Origin of the sequence: Salegentibacter flavus (assembly GCF_900115145.1) — a bacterium.
GTDB classification, from domain to species: domain Bacteria; phylum Bacteroidota; class Bacteroidia; order Flavobacteriales; family Flavobacteriaceae; genus Salegentibacter; species Salegentibacter flavus.
This window is the reverse complement of sequence record NZ_FOVL01000016.1, coordinates 16,648-33,079: the sequence shown is the minus strand read 5'-3', so window position 1 is coordinate 33,079 and position 16,432 is coordinate 16,648. Positions and strand designations below refer to the sequence as shown.

13 protein-coding genes are annotated in these 16,432 nt (G+C 38.0%); 1 reads left to right on the top strand and 12 read right to left on the bottom strand.

The genetic code is table 11. The features are described from left to right. Window positions 1-755: 755 nt before the first annotated feature. From BM266_RS12355 to BM266_RS12340, 4 genes are all read right to left on the bottom strand, one after another. Window positions 756-1,553, bottom strand: a complete 798-nt coding sequence (locus tag BM266_RS12355; RefSeq protein ID WP_093410197.1) for a sulfite exporter TauE/SafE family protein — start codon at window positions 1,551-1,553, stop codon at window positions 756-758. 135 nt (window positions 1,554-1,688) lie between these two features. After that, window positions 1,689-2,321, bottom strand: coding sequence for a Crp/Fnr family transcriptional regulator (locus tag BM266_RS12350; protein WP_093410195.1), 633 nt, complete (start codon window positions 2,319-2,321; stop codon window positions 1,689-1,691). A gap of 521 nt (window positions 2,322-2,842) precedes the next feature. Then, window positions 2,843-3,265, bottom strand: coding sequence for a type II toxin-antitoxin system VapC family toxin (locus BM266_RS12345; protein ID WP_093410192.1), 423 nt, complete (start codon window positions 3,263-3,265; stop codon window positions 2,843-2,845). Continuing rightward, window positions 3,266-3,514, bottom strand: a complete 249-nt coding sequence (locus tag BM266_RS12340; RefSeq protein ID WP_093410190.1) for a DUF6364 family protein — start codon at window positions 3,512-3,514, stop codon at window positions 3,266-3,268. It abuts the gene before it with no gap. Window positions 3,515-4,108: 594 nt separating this feature from the next. Between BM266_RS12340 and BM266_RS12335 the strand changes: the two genes are divergently transcribed. Beyond that, window positions 4,109-4,582 (top strand): UpxY family transcription antiterminator, encoded by a 474-nt coding sequence (locus BM266_RS12335; protein ID WP_093410187.1) that lies wholly within the window; start codon window positions 4,109-4,111, stop codon window positions 4,580-4,582. A gap of 1,081 nt (window positions 4,583-5,663) precedes the next feature. On the opposite strand, the gene BM266_RS12330 is transcribed toward BM266_RS12335, so the two are convergent. The 8 genes from BM266_RS12330 to BM266_RS12295 all read right to left on the bottom strand — a co-directional run bounded on the left by BM266_RS12330 (window position 5,664) and on the right by BM266_RS12295 (window position 16,428). Next, window positions 5,664-8,072 (bottom strand): GumC family protein, encoded by a 2,409-nt coding sequence (locus tag BM266_RS12330; RefSeq protein ID WP_093410185.1) that lies wholly within the window; start codon window positions 8,070-8,072, stop codon window positions 5,664-5,666. A 7-nt stretch (window positions 8,073-8,079) separates the two neighbouring features. Beyond that, the gene (locus BM266_RS12325) at window positions 8,080-8,877 is read right to left on the bottom strand and encodes a polysaccharide biosynthesis/export family protein (protein ID WP_093410182.1); all 798 of its coding nucleotides are present in this window, start codon (window positions 8,875-8,877) and stop codon (window positions 8,080-8,082) included. A 284-nt stretch (window positions 8,878-9,161) separates the two neighbouring features. Then, a complete protein-coding gene (locus BM266_RS12320; protein WP_175494804.1) occupies window positions 9,162-10,565 on the bottom strand; it encodes a capsule assembly Wzi family protein in 1,404 nt (467 codons plus the stop codon). 1 nt (window position 10,566) lies between these two features. Continuing rightward, complete coding sequence (locus BM266_RS12315) at window positions 10,567-11,910, bottom strand: exopolysaccharide biosynthesis polyprenyl glycosylphosphotransferase (protein WP_093410177.1); 1,344 nt, start codon at window positions 11,908-11,910, stop codon at window positions 10,567-10,569. Between the two features lie 99 nt (window positions 11,911-12,009). Beyond that, complete coding sequence (locus BM266_RS12310; RefSeq protein WP_093410174.1) at window positions 12,010-13,134, bottom strand: DUF1972 domain-containing protein; 1,125 nt, start codon at window positions 13,132-13,134, stop codon at window positions 12,010-12,012. Window positions 13,135-13,204: 70 nt separating this feature from the next. Beyond that, window positions 13,205-14,401 (bottom strand): glycosyltransferase, encoded by a 1,197-nt coding sequence (locus tag BM266_RS12305; protein ID WP_093410172.1) that lies wholly within the window; start codon window positions 14,399-14,401, stop codon window positions 13,205-13,207. 8 nt (window positions 14,402-14,409) lie between these two features. Beyond that, on the bottom strand, window positions 14,410-15,528 hold the full coding sequence (locus BM266_RS12300) for an EpsG family protein (protein ID WP_093410169.1): 1,119 nt from the start codon (window positions 15,526-15,528) through the stop codon (window positions 14,410-14,412). Between the two features lie 3 nt (window positions 15,529-15,531). Next, window positions 15,532-16,428 carry a glycosyltransferase family 2 protein gene (locus BM266_RS12295; RefSeq protein ID WP_093410167.1) on the bottom strand — a complete coding sequence of 299 codons (897 nt, stop codon included), beginning with the start codon at window positions 16,426-16,428 and terminating at the stop codon, window positions 15,532-15,534. Between the last annotated feature and the right edge of the window lie 4 nt (window positions 16,429-16,432).

Below are 16,432 nucleotides of genomic sequence, written 5' to 3'. Positions count from 1 at the left end.
AATTCGGGATTCGGGATTCGGGATTCGATAATTCGTTAACTCGAGAGCCGTTAATTCGATTTCCCCTCTTTTCCGCTTCTCCATGTCTCATTCCCATCCGTTGAGTTCGAGCTTGCCGACCAACAGGTGGGTGCTTTTGCAGAGCCATAGCGGAGTAAAAGTGTATCGAGAACAGGTTGGAAGCACGAACTCCTAAGACTTCTCGATACTTTTTTATTCCGCTACCGCTTCATAAAAAAACTCGAAGTCAACGCTCATAATTTGAACACTAAATTCAAACTTATATTTTCATTCCGCTCCCTTTAGTGAAACCCGGAATTGAGAAAGGCACAGCCTGCACACAATTCTGCTGGTTGAACTAATCCCGATTTTACATCGGGATCCTCCTGAAACCCATGTTTAGTTGAATGAATTTAAGTTACGGTAACAAATTAATTCTTTAAGGTTAGGGGTAAAATGAAGATTTCGAATTCTACATCTTTAAAATCTTTTCCCGCTTAAGCCTTAACTCCCAAAGTAAATTTGGAATAGGCTCCCGAACTAAAATCGGGACAAATTCTAAAGGGAGGTGGGAAAAGCTTATTATTAGGAAGAAGATCCACTCCGGTCAATCGGATTCAGAACTCCACAGGCCGGGAATCCACAACTCACAACTGAGAACGGGAAAACTTAGAACAACAAACCCTCCTTAGCCTTGGCTAAGAAGGGCACTGCCTAATATTGAGAATTCGCAACCGAGAACCGAATTAACTAACCTAAGCCAATTCAGCCCAAACGATATAAATCCCCATAATTAAAACGAACCAACCAAAAGCTTTTTTCAGTTTATTCCCATCAATAAATTTATTCAGGTATACGCCAAGGAAAATACCGGCTATAGAAAGCGAAGTGAAGACAAGAAGGAATATCCAGTCTATCTCCAGGTTTTGCACATCTCCTATAAAGCCGATAAGCGATTTAACCGCGATGATAAGTAAAGAGGTCGCAACCGCTTTTTTCATCGGCAGTTTCGCCAGTAATACCAGCGCAGGAATGATAAGAAAACCTCCTCCGGCTCCAACGATCCCGGTAAGCACTCCTACCACTACCCCTTCAACGATGATAAGAGGATAATTATAAGCAACCTCAGTAGGTTCAGGTTTCAAGGATTTCTTCCCCCGTATCATCGAGATAGAGGCCAGGATCATAATGATCGCGAAGAAAAGCATGATCCCTATATTCTTAGTGATCTCAAAATCTGCAACATTGAATAAATGCTCGGGGATTGCCGGCACTATATACATTCGGGTTATGTACACCGCGATAAATGCAGGAATGGCAAATACTGTTGCAGTTCTTAAGTCTACCAGCCCCGTTTTCATATTTTTTATCGCCCCCACCAGGGAAGACGATCCAACAACAAAAAGCGAATACGCGGTAGCGGTAACAGGGTTTATCGCCATAAGGTACACCAGTACCGGTACGGTTAAGATCGATCCTCCTCCACCAATTAAGCCTAAAACAACTCCAATGGTTAACGCCCCAACGTAACCAAGAATTTCAAGAATTTCCATAAGTTTAGTTTAGTTTTTACCGCTGCAAAAGTACTGTCTTGAGTGCCCGGTTACAGTAACAAGGGTTACACAAGAAAATATTAGCAAATCCTTTCGGAAAAACTTATGAAAAGATAATACTTTTTTAGTTAAAAATTAAAGTTGAAGTACCTCAATGCTATTGCGTTGGAGTTTTATTTTACCTTCCAGCTCCAGTTTTTTCAGCAAACGAGAAATCACTACCCTCGAGGTATGAAGATCGTAGGCTATTTGCTGGTGAGTATTGTTTACGATCTCATGCTGATTGATCTTAGCCTTATCCTTTAGGTATCTCATAAGCCTTTCGTCCATATTCATGAAGGCGATGGTATCTATGGTATCCAGCATTTCGGTAAGTCGGGCATGATAGCTTTCAAAGACATAATTGCGCCAACTCTTATACTTTGAAGTCCACTCTTCCATCTTTTCGATAGGAATCATGATAATCGTGGTATCGCGTTCGGCTACTGCACGGATTTCGCTGCGGGTTTGTCCCATACAGCAGGAAAGGGTCATCGCGCAGGTATCTCCCCGCTCCAGAAAATACAGCAGCAGTTCGTCTCCATCCTTATCATCGCGCATGATCTTGACAGCACCTTCCAAAAGCAGCGGCATCATCTTCACATAATCGCCTATCTCGATAATCTTCTCCCCCGGTTCCACGTGTTTGAGGATCCCTACCTCTGATATTTCTTTAATTAGGGCTTTTTCAAAGATAAAATGATAAGCCTCCTCTAGTTTTGCAAGCATGAAATATTTTATTTAGAGGCCTAAATTAGGAGTTTTTTATGGGTTATGGAATTTTTTTGATAGTTCCTTGTTCTAAGATTTTGTGAGGCTGTGATCTTGTGACGGGGTGATGGAGTTTAATGGTTAATTAGGGATTGGTTAATTCGTTAGTTCGTGATTCGTTAGTTCGGGATTCGTTAGTTCGTGAATTCGGGATTCGGGATTCGTGTATCCGGGATTCGATAATTCGTTAACTCGAGAGACGTTAATTCGATTTCCCATGGTTCTCCCCTGTTCTCCTCTTCTTCATGTCTCTTACTCAATCAAGAGGTGGGGTAAAAGGATTTTTCAAGTTCTACATCTTTCAAATCTTTTCCCGCTTAACCCCAGCTCCCAAACTAAATTTGGGACAGGCTCCCGATATGAAATCGAGACAAGTTCCTTCGGCTGCTTCGCGCTCAGGACAGGTCTAAAGGGAGGCGGCCTTCACTATTAATTCAATCTTAAATCTATTCTCAGAAGAATGGAATATTAGGGCGTAATTATTTTGTTTTTATACTCTTCAGATATTCATCTGCAGTCATAACCGGCAATAGAGATTTTTTAAAATCTTTTCCGTTTCTGGTAATTATTATTTCGCAATCTGAATCGACAGCACTAAAGTATTGAAGTGAGTCTTCAAAGTCTTTAAAAGATGAATTTAATCCTTTCTCAATTATATGTTCATCGAGTTTACAAATCTCACATATGATCTTAAATTTCCTCAATTTTTCCTGAGCGATTTTTGCAGATTCATATTTTGCAAGAAAGTAATTTAAAGTAGCGAAAGATATTGGTGAAACCACTAAAACTAGTACACCTTTATCAGCAAGCGTTGCCAGTTTAGCCATTGGCTCATAATACCGTTCCCGCTCCCCAAGTAAATCAAGGATTACGTATGTATCCAGAAATAATCTTTTTTTCATCTATTTATACTTCTCCAACAATTGTTCTGAATATTCTTTTTTATAATCCAAGTCGGCTGGAATTTTTGCACCGGTAGCTAAACTTTTAACAAATGGAGAAATTTCAAAATCTGTATCTTCTTCTTCAGTGGTAAGAGATTGCAAATAAGCTTCTACAATTCTGGATAAACTCACTTTTTTATCAGACGCATATTTTTTTGCCCGTTCGATTATTTCCTGATTAAGCTTTAATGTCAGTTTCGTATCCATAACAAATTAATTATACGTGTAAAAATAATAAAAATATCCGTATAAACTAAATTGAAATATAATTTTAATATATATCTATACAAGTGAAACCCAGGGGTTATAGAGGTCTTTTAAATGATTCCTTCGTTATCAGTCCGCCGTCGCTCTGAAACGGCCTAAAGGACGTATATAGGGTCTTATAAGCTTTCCCGCTTTTACCTATTAAAAGTTGAAAATCTTTTTATCTTTTTCCGCCCTACCCCAAGCCCAAAGGGAGGCGGGAAAAGCTTACTGACCGAAAGAAAAAACCACTCTCCACTAAAGCTTACCAAGCCTATTCAGGACTCTACAACATTTAAACTCCAAACAACGAACAAAATAGAAAAGCCTCCGGATTCTCCCACCAAAAAACCCTTGAAAAAAGCTTAATTATTATGAAATGTTCGTAATTTTGCTCAACTAATTCTAACTAACTGACCTTTTTCTCCTCATATCTGAGACACCCTACAAGAAGGTCTTTATTTCCCGTTTCTGATTAGATCGGGTTCGCATCGGTGACTTATAGTCTCCGGCATAACGGCGTTTTCCTTTAAGAGAGCGCAAAATAAAGATAATATGTTGTGGTACGTCTTATACACTAAACCGAGATCGGAACAAAAGGTCGCGCAACGACTTGAAAAAACAGGGATCCAGGTCTATTGCCCGATAATCACCGAAGTTCGCAAATGGAGCGACCGCAAGAAAAAGGTGAGCACTCCCCTGTTCAAGTCCTATGTCTTTGTAAAACTGCCGGAAAAGGAACGAAACCGGGTTTTTGATGTCCCCGGAGTCGTGCACTATATGCATTGGCTCGGAAAGCCGGCGGTAGTCCGTAACCACGAGATAGAAACCATTGAGAAATGGCTAAACAACGACGAGGTGGATCAAATCGAAATAAACGAGATCTCCCCCGGAGACAAGCTCGTGATCAGCAAAGGCTCCCTTGAAGGCCGGGAAGCCATAGTGCGGGAAGTCGGCAAAAAACAAATGCGCCTCATCCTCCCCGGAATGGGATTTACGGTAGTTGTGAATACCAGGGAGGTTCTTTAAAAATGTTTATTGTTTCGAGTTTGTTGTTTGGTGTTCCCATTCTGAATTCCCGGCTTGTCCGCCGCTGCTTAAAAGTAAAAGGGTTTTTGGATTGAAGGTGAAGTTGTGACGGAGTGATGGAGTTAATTGGTTAATCGGGGATTGGTTAATTTGGGAATCGTGAAGTGTTAATTCAGGATTCGTTAATTCGTTAACTCGAGAGCCGTTAATTCGATTCCCCCTAATTCTCCCCTTTTCTCCTTTTCTCCTCCTCTCCTTTCTCATACGCCGAAGGAGTTTGTCCGAACTGGCATGGAGTGATGGAGTTGATTGGTTAATCGGGGATTGGTTAATTCGTTAATTCGAGAGCCGTTAATTCGGCATCCTTCTTCTCTCCCTTTCTTCTGATCACCTTTTATCCTTTTTTCTTCTTTCTCTTACGTCAGGTTCGAGCTCATATTCGAAGTAATGGAATGACGGTGGGATGGAGTTGAATGGTTAATTGGTAATTGGTTTGGATGCTGTGATGGAGTCTTGGAGTGACGATGTGACGAAGTGAAGTAGTTAATTAGTTTCTGCAGTCATCCTGAGTGCCATCGACGAGAGGAGATGGTGTATCGAAGGGCGGGAATCGTTAATTCGTTAATTCGAGATTATTTTGCTTGTTGAAATCTCTGCGAGAAAGGATTAATCCGTCATCCCGGACTTGATCCGGGATCTCATACAGATATTATTTCGTAACAAAGTGATGGAGTTAACTGGTTAATCGGGGATTGGTTAATTCGTTAACTCGAGAGTCGTTAATTCGATTTCCCCTGGTTCCCTCCTTTTCTCCGCTTCTCCTCTTCTCCATGTCTCATTCCCATCCGTTGAGTTCGAGCCTGCCGACCAACAGGTGGGTGCTTTTGCAGAGCGAGAGCGCAGTAAAAGTGTTTCGAGAACAGCATAGAAGCATGAACTCCTAAGACTTCTCGATACTTTTTTTATTCCGCTAGCGCTTCATAAAAAAAACCCGAAGTCAACGCCTCGGATGAATCAAGAAGAGATTCCGGGCAAACGCACAACTGATAACTGATAACTCACAACTGGTAACCGAGAACCGCTAAAATATTGCGGCTTTATCTTTTAGTCGTTTAAAGAAAGATTTCTTCTCCTCCCCATACGCATAGCCATACTTATTTCCATAACCGAAATTGGCCATTTCCACATCATTAAGTACAAAACTCACGTCGTGCAATTTACCGTCGTTTTTGGCATCTACTGCGAAACCAAGAAGTTTCTTTTCAGTATAACCGGCACGGGTTACATAAAGCGTGAGATCAGCATATTTATTTATAAGGAAGGTATCAGCTACCAACATTGAAGGCGCGGTGTCCACAATAATGTAATCATAGATTTCCTCCAGCTCACTTAATAATTTCGCCATTCTATCACCTCTAAGTAATTCTGAAGGATTGGGTGGAATGCTCCCCGAAGCTATGATATCCATATTAGAATGGGCGTTAGATGGGGTGATGATATCATTAGTATTTACCTGGGGATCGTAGAGATAGTCACTTACCCCCTTATATTTACGGGCATCGGTTTCGTAGCGTTGGAGCTGTGGGTTTCTTAGGTCGGCACCAACAATTACAACTTTTTTCTTCATATTGGCAAAGGTGATCCCCAGGTTGAAGGCAATAAAGGTTTTCCCTTCCCCTTTTACCGTAGAGGTAACAAATAATTTTATTCCTCTTTCCTGTTTATCTGAGTTCACCAGGAGATACTGCAGATTAGTCACCATGATCCTGAAAGCTTCAGACAAAACAGAACGATCATTTACCTGGATCAGGTCGCTTTCCTTTTTGGTGATTTTTGGGATCTCTCCAACGATTGGAATCTCTCTGGTTGCTTTCTCGATGTCTTCCCTGCTTTTGATCTTATTGTTTAGCAGGTCCCTTAGATAAATAAACAGGAACGGAATCAGTAAGCCCAGGATCAATGCTGCCAGCAGCACGATCTTCGATTTTGGCGATACCGGTTCATCTCCGCTGTAAGCCCGGTCTACGATCTTGGCCTTGGGGGCAGTTACCGCCAGGCTCAGGGAATTTTCCTCGCGTTTCTCCAGAAGAAACAAATAAAGCGCTTCCTTGATATTTTGTTGTCGCTCTATGCCCCGGTATTGTCTTTCCTGTGCCGGAATCGCTGCGATCTGGGAGCCTATTGCTGCTCCCTGACGCTGCAGGTCTGATTGCGCAATTTGCAGGTTAGAACGCATCCGCTCCAGACTTTGCAGGATATTGCCTTTTATCTGGTTGATCTGGGAGTTGAGACGAAGCACCACCGGGTTGCGTTCGGTAGAACCGCTTAAAATTCGGTTCCGCTCGAGCACCAGGCTGTTAAATTCTTCTATCTGCTGATTCACGCCTTCACCTTGCAGCCCGAGATTGGCAGGCAGCAGGTCGCTCTCACTGGAGGCCTTTAAAAAGTCGATCATGGCGTTGGCAAGCTCCAGTTGGGTACCTACCTCCTGATTGCGTTTTTTATATTCGCTGGCATTCTCAATGAACATCTCCGATTCCGCCTGGATATCGGTAAGCTGGTTGCTCTCCTTGAAATCTTCCTTGCCGACTTCCACAGAGTCCAGTTCCTCGTTGATAATGGCAAGCCGCTCATCGATAAAAGAAGCGGTGTTTCGCGCTACCAGGTTCTTGTCTTCTATGGCTTCCCGGTTGTATTCCAGCACCAGTTGGTCTAAAATATTCTGGGCCTTGCTTTTTACCGGGTCCTGCAGACTAAGCTCCAGCAGACTCGAATTCTTGTCGGTTAAATTCACCTGTACATCCTCCCGGTATTTTTGCACCACGCTTTCCACCGGACTGAACTTTACAAGTATCGTTTCGGTTTCTGCCAGGTCCAAAGGATCTATATCCTTATTTTCCACAACAACCACTTCAGCGAAGTCAAGACTGAAAGGTTTTCCAATCTCTGTGGTTTGTGTCTTTTCAGTTTCAGTATTGGTGACCTGTAGTTTCCCGTTTTCCGAAAGCTTAATACGGTAGCTATTTCCGGTTTCCTCTTCAATAGTTCGATTCAGTATTCTTTCATCCATCTTTAGTACCTGCAACTGCAACGGACTCCTTTCATATAACTCCACCGCCTTTACCGGGGTTTCTTCGAAATAAGTCACATTCAGATTCAAAGCCTTCACCACATTGGTCATAAGACGTTTAGACTGCAGTATCCCAATCTCATTCTCTATGCTGCTGGCTCCCATGCCACTGAGCATGCCTAGATCAGCAAATGCCGCCAATTCTGAAGGAGCACTTCCTTCTTCATCCTTGATGATGATGCTGGCAGTAGTGTTGTACTCGGGAGTGGTATAATTTAAATAAATAAAAGCGAGGAGTACGGCCAAGACCACTCCTATTACGAACCAGGGCCAGTACCGAAGGTACTTGTCCAGTTCTTCCCTTAAATTGATCTCTTCTTCCTGGGGGCGATTATAAGTAGGTTGTTGTTGTTGAGACATTTTAAATTTATCTTGTTAAGAGTACGGCTACTGAAACTAAAACTGAGGCGATGGATATATATATACCTGCGTTACGGTTATAACTGGCACTTTGGCGCTGCGCCTTGTTCGGCTCCACATATATCACATCGTTTTGCTGCAAATAATAATAAGGCGAGTTGATCACATCAGCATCACCAAGATCTAAGTAGGCGTGGGTTTTGGTCCCGCCTTCCTCGCGAACAACCAGCACATTATCCCGCCGACCATAGATACTCATATCTCCGGCCATCCCCAGGGCTTGTGGCAACGAAAAATAATCATCCTGCACCTCAAAGGTCCCGGGACGGGTCACCTCTCCCAGCACGCTGATATGGAAATTCACCACCCGCACATTCACAATAGGATCCTGTACATATACCTTTATCTGCTCCTTCAGCTTCGCGGCCAGTTGTTCCTGGGAATATCCTGCTGCTTCTACTTTGCCTAATACGGGAAAATCAATGGTTCCATTTTTTTCTACCTGAAAAGTTTGCAATTGCTGCCTACCTGTTGCAGATAATCCTAAGTCTGAACCACCCGGATCCACCCCTATCACCGGTAGATTAAATGGCAAAGCCGCTACCTGCTCGGGTGCTGAAACACTTATGGTAAGCTGGTCGTTGGGTTTTATGCGTAAATTTTTCTGCTGCTCATTATCCATCCTGGCCTGCGCTTCATCCAGTCCCTGGAAGTAAACCACCTCCTGCCTCGAAACACAGGATGTAGCCATTATTAAAGCAAAAAGCCCGAAGGCCGGTATTCTAAATGATTTGGGGAATTTCATTCTTTTAAAATTTCTGCGAATATATAGATTCTTGTTAATAATCTCTTAAAATAGTCGATAGACTTTGGTCGGTAGTATCCTAGTTGGTAGTCTTCTTCTTTTAGTCATTCCGGACTTGATCCGGAATCTCATCCTGGTATTGTTTGTCAAAGTTTCGGACTTACTCATATGAGACCCTGAATCGAGTTTAGGGTGACATGTGATATATGCTTGTCATCTTGAAGTACCTGCTGAGTTGGGTCGAAAGGAATCATAAACCCACAGCAGGTTATAAACATATAGCCCTAAAATATATCTTTCTTAAGATTGACACCTCCACCAAGGTTCTTATCACTTTTTGAATAATCAGCCCCAATAAAAGCGTCTAGTTTTAAAAAGCTATCTATTAAATTAATTTCAAAATAGGTTGAAATAACATTTCTCGATAACTTAATTTCACCTCGGGGATCATTTGATGAAAAATATTCATAATCTGCCACTCCCGTATTCACATTATGTCCATGATTGTTTCTAAAACTTAAAAGAAATTTATATGGTCTTTGCTTAAAAACAAAACCTGAAATTCCAAAATGATGTGCTGTAATTAAATTATTACCTATTCGAGTGGTATTACTGTTTCTAGGGTAGTTTTCATAATAATTGGTAGTGAAAAATGGCAAGCCTATGACCTGATTCTTATAAGTATACCCTGATGCATATATGTAATTATTGAAATAATCATCCCAAAGATGTGGCCGGGTTTGACTCTGATTTTTGGAGTAATAGAATTCATATAAAAATGAATTTATCCAACCTTTATTATCAAAATCCAGAAAAACCCCATACCTCCCATCAGGGAAATTAGCCAGGCGACTTCCGGAGCCATCTTCAAATATTGAATTATAGATGAATTGCACCTTAAAATTTTTAAACTTTTTATCAATATACAATTCATAGCTCCCTAAATGATTACCTAAAGAATTTATTTGCTCCCCCAGGCTTGCATTTTCTCCTCCTCCTCTACCACTAATAATTCTTATATAATCTTTAAAACCCGTTGGTTGTTCTCCATGAACAGGAGAGTTACCTCCCCATTGTGCAAAATGTTGAATACCAAATTTAAGTCTCCAGGTTTGGTTTGGTTTATAAATAAAATGTAAGCTTTTACGATGTAATCTTGCTTTACTTACAAAGCGGTCTTTTTCTAGCAAATAATCACTCCATAGTGCTTCAAAACCAAATATTTCATTTTCATTAAAAAAAATTGGCTTTAAAGTTTTGATACGAATCCCGGGTAAAGCAGGTGCATTTAGGGACCATAAAATATTTTCATTAGAAACACTCATTCCATCATATAAAACCTGGTTATGTTTTTTACCAACCAAAATTTCCAACCAATTATGTTGAAATAATGCGTAGGCCTCATCTATAAAAAATTCATCACTATTCCTGTCACTATAAGCAATACTGCCCCCAAAGCTTATGTTATTTTGCTTTTTCCAGGAATAATCTGCGGTGGATCCAAACAACCCTAAGAAATTTGTTCCCTTATCCAGCCTACCTTTTTGATTAGTATACAACCAAAAGGGGGATTCCTCATCACTAGTAACAATTCCTTTGGTTTCAAGATTACCACTGAAAGTCCATTGCGCATTAACTTGAAAACTAAAAGTAAAAAACAAGATATATATTAGGTGATGTTTCTTCATATTAATAAGCTTTTTCATCTCCTCTTAGTGCATTGCTCATGGTAGAATATATAATCTTTGCATCCAAAACAGGTGACCATTTTTCTAAATAAAAGATATCTAATCTCGTTCTATTTATTATATCACTCTCTTTAACAATTTCTCCCCTATAACCTCTAACCTGTGCCAGACCGGTAATACCGGGTTTCGCATGATGTCGAACCAGATACTTATTTACCGAAGTTTCATATTTAAAAGTATGATTTTCCATATGGGGTCTTGGACCTACTACACTCATTTGCCCCATGAAAACATTTAAAAACTGTGGCAGTTCATCTATACTGGTCTTACGAATAAACTTGCCTATTTTTGTTATTCTCATATCATTTTTTGTAGCCATCTTTAAATTTGAGTCTCTATTAACGGCCATAGATCGAAATTTATAGCAGTAGAAGACCTTTTTATTCAAACCATGGCGTTTTTGCTTAAAGAATAAGGGACCTGGAGATTCTATTTTAATTAATAGATACATCAAAGGGACTAACCAGGAAAGAAGACCAATGATTACAAGGCCTGAAAATATAATATCAAAAAAACGCTTCCCGTAATAAGAATAAGTATTTTCTAAAGGTGATTTGCGAAGATGCAATATGGGTATTTGATCGTACATCTCCAGCACCATGGCGCGGGTAAAGACCTCCTTATTATCGGGAATGATTTTAATTTTTTTTAAGTTATTGTCTGAAAATTCTATTATTTCATATAATTCCTTTTTAGTTAGCCTGGAAGCGTGACAATAAATTTCATCTATATTATGCCTGGCAATAAATTCAAAAACATGTTTAATTGGACCTTTATAGTCCATTCCGGATGAAATTAAATTATCAAAATATCCTTGATATCTATATCCTAATTCAGGTTCCCTGAATATCTCCATTAATTTTTCATAACCGCGATCCCTGCCTACAATAATTGCGGTGGCAGAGTTACCTCCCAGAATCCTATATTTTTGGCGGAAATAAAAGAAAACCGCACGGTAAATTAAAAGAAAAGTGGACAGAATACTTAGTACAAAAAATTGATGTTTTATTGAAAAATCATACCTTTTAAAGGCTAAAACTGTAAAGTATCCTAAACTAAATAATAGAAACACCTGAATAAAGCGGTGCAATTTTGAAAAAAAATTTTCCTTTCTGCCGGTAGGATAAAAATCCATAAAAAAACAAATCAAAAGCCAGAAGGTATTAATTGACAGTAGTGATTTCCATCCGAAATAATTGATTGGATTAAAATAAATTAATGTTCCACTAATAATTATTAAATGAACTACAATAGAAATGGGTATGATAAGATCTGATCTTTTCATAATTCAAAGTTGGTTTAGATAGAGTTAGGACTTTGCTACTGTAGGGATATAGCTTAGATCGTTATATAATGGAAAAAATTATAATAGTTTAGAGTTAATCTATAGATATTTTAAATTTCTTTTTGAAGATCTGTATAGGCATTCTTCTATCAGCTGCAGGTAAGCTTTATTGATAATATCCCAGGAATATAAGCGGAGGATTTTTTCGTCATTTGCTTGCAACATTTTTTGAGCATTTGGGCTTTCCTTAACGTAACTTTCGATTGTTTTTTGAACATCTTTAGACGTCCTGAAATAAAGGGCATCTCCTTCAAGAATAGCTTTGTTAAAAATATTGTCGTTGGCACAAATAAAAGCCTGTGAAGCCATAGCTTCCAATAAGGAAGGATTTGTCCCTCCTACCGTATGCCCGTGAAAATAAATATTTGAAAAACATCTAACATTGTTCAGGGTTTCGATATCATAAATACCCCCTAGAAACCTGATTTTTTCACAGTGCCTAAACTTTTCTTTTAAATATTCTCCAAATTTGGTTTCGTGCTTTCCTACTACGAGAAAAGGACGGTCCCCGGCTGCTTTAGCGACTCCATCCAGGATAATTTCTATACTGTTCTCCGGCTCTAACCGTGCCACCAGCATATCATAGTTGTTAGGGAGTAAATTGTACTGTTCCAGAAAAGATTCATCAGGCTTGGTGAAAAGATTGGCCCCGTATGGAATGTAATGGGATCTCACATTATATTTTTTCTGCAGATACTGCTGAATACCTACCGAATCTGCGATTAAATAGTCGCTGGTTTTCACGGCCAGTTTTTCAGCTTTTTTAAGGAAGCGCCTAACATTCTTACCAAACTTGCTGCGCTTCCATTCCAGACCATCCATATTTGTTATAATTACAGCCTTCTTTGGCAGTAATCTGCCCCATACGGAACTGCTAGTGTAGCCCAGCTGCAGGATCATATCAAAATCCCTTTTTCTGGCATCCCGAATACAATTAAGATCGTAGATAAATTGCCCGGCAGTGCCTATTTTGTCTTCAGGATCTTTGCAATGCACAATATCTACTCCCATCCAGTTGCTTTCCTGATAAGGATGCATGTGGGAATTATAAACAGTCACTTCCTGTCCCTCTTGCACTAAATACTTTGATAAATATTCTGCAAATTGTTCAAAGCCTCCGTAGTGGTTAGGAATACCACGAGTGCCAATAATGGCTATTTTCATTAGATATTGTTAAAAAGTTAGCTTCTCAAAATATCTTTAAGTGATTTCAAAAACCCCTCGGTACAAAAAATCATACAAAGACATCATCTAGCATTTGAGATGATATAGTTTTCCATTCCATTTCTATTGGAATTTCATGGCTAATTTTATTCTTATAGATATTGCTCAACAGTCTTTGGAGACCGGTAATGAACTCTTCTTCATTTGGACTTATTATTATGTTTTCATTATTATGATATTTTGCTATGTTTCCAATATCTGTTGATACAATAGGTTTATTACAGGCCATGTACTCATAAAACTTTATTGGATCGCCTCCATGCTGTTTTTCAATGAAATAAGGTATCATGCAAATATCGAAATTTCTATAGTAGGCTGGTAAATCCGTATATTTTTTATCTCCTAAATAGTGGATATTAGAAAATCTGCTTAGGTTATTATTCCAATATTTTCTTTTCCAAGACTTGTCTAAGAAAACACCCAAAAGCACAAAATCTACTTGGGGATTTAACTCCGCTACTTTTGCTAATAAGCCGGCATTAAACATACGTTGCATTTTTCCTGCATAGCCAACAATTATTTTTCCTTGAGGTAAATCTTTTGGCCTAGAAAAACTCCCCTGAAATTTTGAGGAATCCACTCCATTTGGAACAAGTTGTAAAGACGCTTTACAATTGTTTTTTAGATAATTGAAGGTGTCTTCCGAATTAACGTAAATCTTGTCATAATCTTTTTTAGCTAATTCATATAGGGAGTGAATCTCGTTTCTGAAAAATTTCCAGTTTTCATACTTAGAAAAGTTGTCAACCGCATCTAGAATTTTATATCCTGGGTTAATTTCATTCCCAAGTCTTACAGAAAACGGAGACGACATATAAACCGAAAAAGTTTGGACATTTAAAAAATGGAGTGCGTTATTCACCTTTTCAATAATATCATTTCGGGAATAAATATAAGGGAGCCAGGAATGACGCTTGGTAATAACTTCCATTACATCAAACACAAAAAAATCAATTATATAGACATTTTCCTTTAACTGCTGGATGTAGCAGTATTCATTTTGATAAATAACATCATTCTTTAGGGTCAGAACTTTCTTCTTTTTTAAAATGCGCTCAATTAAAGAAGTGGGTCTGTTTATTATGATAACCTTATCTAAACTTTCATTATTTATAAAGTTTTCATAAATGTGAGTATCTCTTGTTCTAAAGCCCTCGGCTATAGCTTTTTTAAAATCATGGAAAGGAATGATAACTAAATTTTTCATACTATTTATTAATAATTGAAATTGCTAAAGGTATTACTCCCATAGGTAAAAAGACCGGCTACTAAAACAACTAAAAGGTAGAAGTAATAAGACTTAATCTGATTTTGGATATTCAGAAAGTAAACTGAAAAAATCAATCCAGGAAGATAAAAGATATACATGAAGCGGTATGAGAAAGGACTAATCCAGATTATCGCATAGGGAAGAGCTAAGAAAGAAACAAAAAAAGCATAATCCCTTAATACAACGTTGTTTGTGTGTTCAGAAATCTCCTTTCTTGATTTGAAGACAAAGAATAAGAAAAATATAGAAATCATTAAAAAATAATACTTATATATTCCAGAAAGCATATCAGAATCATTAGTTAGATATACGTTAAATTTTTCACCTAATGTAAGATTGGATTCGGATAATTGAAAGGTAATTGAATTCATAACTGGACTAAGAACATCCCGTAAATCCATAAGATGCCAAAGTAAAATAAAAATTACAAAAAGGGACAAAAACAGGTTTATTAGTTTTAATTTATGATTGGTCTTTGTAAAAGAAGAAACTATTAGGAAAGGAATATAAATTAAAATTGATTTGTGTAAAATAAATAATATAAAAACACTAAGCTTGTTGATACTCTTTTTGTACTGCCAAATGAAATAAATTATCATTGCCAAAGGGATAGATAAGCCTTGTCGCATCCCATTAGTTAGCATATCAAATCCAGGCAAGAAACTTATATATGCGAGTAAAATGAGAGATATTTCTTTTATTTTTAATTTTCTGGAAATAAAAGAAATTAAAAGTAATTGAATGACAACATTGGCTATTATAAAACCAGTGGAATCAAAAATTAAACCTATTAAATAAGCAAAAACATTATATATATATTCCCAGGTAAATTCGAAATTTTGCGAATATTGGATTTTTTCAAAAAATGAAATATAAGCAGCTGTATCTGTACCAGAATTAGAATCTCTTAGGCCTAAAAATAGAAAACTGAATAGATAAACAAGAAACTCAGCTAAATAATTAAGGATAGGTTTTTTTTCAATCGTAGCTAGTGAGACTACAATCCAGAGAAAAATATAGCTTAAACCTGCTATACTAAAAAAGAAATTTTCAATAAAACCCATTGACTATTTTAACAACTTTGATGTTTTATACTGTTCTTTAATTACTCTTAATTTTCTTAGGATTAGAAAAGCAGCAATTGTAGTGGGATAGGGCTTTCGATAAAAATTTTTAAGAAGAAGAAAAGAGATAGGAGTTAGTTTTCTTTTTTTGTTAACATTCGGATTTAGAATTAGAGTCAATAAATGACTAAAAACATAATTCTGGAATTTTGACTTCGAAAAATTTCCAGGATTGTTATTTTTTTGAGGTCGGTCATGGACCCCTAATGCCTTCGGAACAATACCTATTTTAAAATGGTGATAAATACACCTATCGATATAATTATCATCTTCTCCATAATGATTGAAGATATTTAAAAAGCCGCCCACCTTTTGAATAGTCGTTTTGGGCAGTAACCAAATCGCAGCATTTACAAAGTGAGTAGGGTATACTTCTTTTAGATTTCTGTCTAAGAGAAAATCACTTAAAAGGATTGGTGTAAATTTGGGTCCTAGGTATTTCAGAAAATTCTGGTCTATTTCACTGCCGCCGGATTTATGTATTGGACTTAAGATTCCAAATTCTGGATTTCTTTGATGAACCTCAACTAATTTTTTTATTGTATCCATCTCAACCCATGCATCTTGGTTCAATAAAAAAACATAATCGGAATTCATTTCTAAAGCTTTGGCAAAGCCCATATTATTGGCCTTGCCGAATCCAAGATTAACACCAGATACTAATAATTGCACATTTGGAAAAGATTTTTCAATAATTTCCTTCGTTTGATCGTTTGAACCATTATCTATTACAATTATTTCGGTTTTTATACTAGAATTAATGAGGCTGCTGAGACATTTTGTGATCCACTGCTCGCCATTAAAAGTAATTATTATAGAAGTGATTTTTAAATTTTGCATTAAT

Excerpts from the sequence above, each read along its gene's own strand:
- BM266_RS12340 (WP_093410190.1), bottom strand. The coding sequence starts at position 3,514 with ATGGATACGAAACTGACATTAAAGCTTAATCAGGAAATAATCGAACGG.
- BM266_RS12295 (WP_093410167.1), bottom strand. The coding sequence starts at position 16,428 with ATGCAAAATTTAAAAATCACTTCTATAATAATTACTTTTAATGGCGAG.
- BM266_RS12305 (WP_093410172.1), bottom strand. The coding sequence starts at position 14,401 with ATGAAAAATTTAGTTATCATTCCTTTCCATGATTTTAAAAAAGCTATA.
- BM266_RS12335 (WP_093410187.1), top strand. The coding sequence starts at position 4,109 with ATGTTGTGGTACGTCTTATACACTAAACCGAGATCGGAACAAAAGGTC.
- BM266_RS12355 (WP_093410197.1), bottom strand. The coding sequence starts at position 1,553 with ATGGAAATTCTTGAAATTCTTGGTTACGTTGGGGCGTTAACCATTGGA.
- BM266_RS12325 (WP_093410182.1), bottom strand. The coding sequence starts at position 8,877 with ATGAAATTCCCCAAATCATTTAGAATACCGGCCTTCGGGCTTTTTGCT.
- BM266_RS12310 (WP_093410174.1), bottom strand. The coding sequence starts at position 13,134 with ATGAAAATAGCCATTATTGGCACTCGTGGTATTCCTAACCACTACGGA.
- BM266_RS12345 (WP_093410192.1), bottom strand. The coding sequence starts at position 3,265 with ATGAAAAAAAGATTATTTCTGGATACATACGTAATCCTTGATTTACTT.
- BM266_RS12300 (WP_093410169.1), bottom strand. The coding sequence starts at position 15,528 with ATGGGTTTTATTGAAAATTTCTTTTTTAGTATAGCAGGTTTAAGCTAT.
- BM266_RS12330 (WP_093410185.1), bottom strand. The coding sequence starts at position 8,072 with ATGTCTCAACAACAACAACCTACTTATAATCGCCCCCAGGAAGAAGAG.
- BM266_RS12315 (WP_093410177.1), bottom strand. The coding sequence starts at position 11,910 with ATGAAAAGATCAGATCTTATCATACCCATTTCTATTGTAGTTCATTTA.
- BM266_RS12350 (WP_093410195.1), bottom strand. The coding sequence starts at position 2,321 with ATGCTTGCAAAACTAGAGGAGGCTTATCATTTTATCTTTGAAAAAGCC.
- BM266_RS12320 (WP_175494804.1), bottom strand. The coding sequence starts at position 10,565 with ATGAAGAAACATCACCTAATATATATCTTGTTTTTTACTTTTAGTTTT.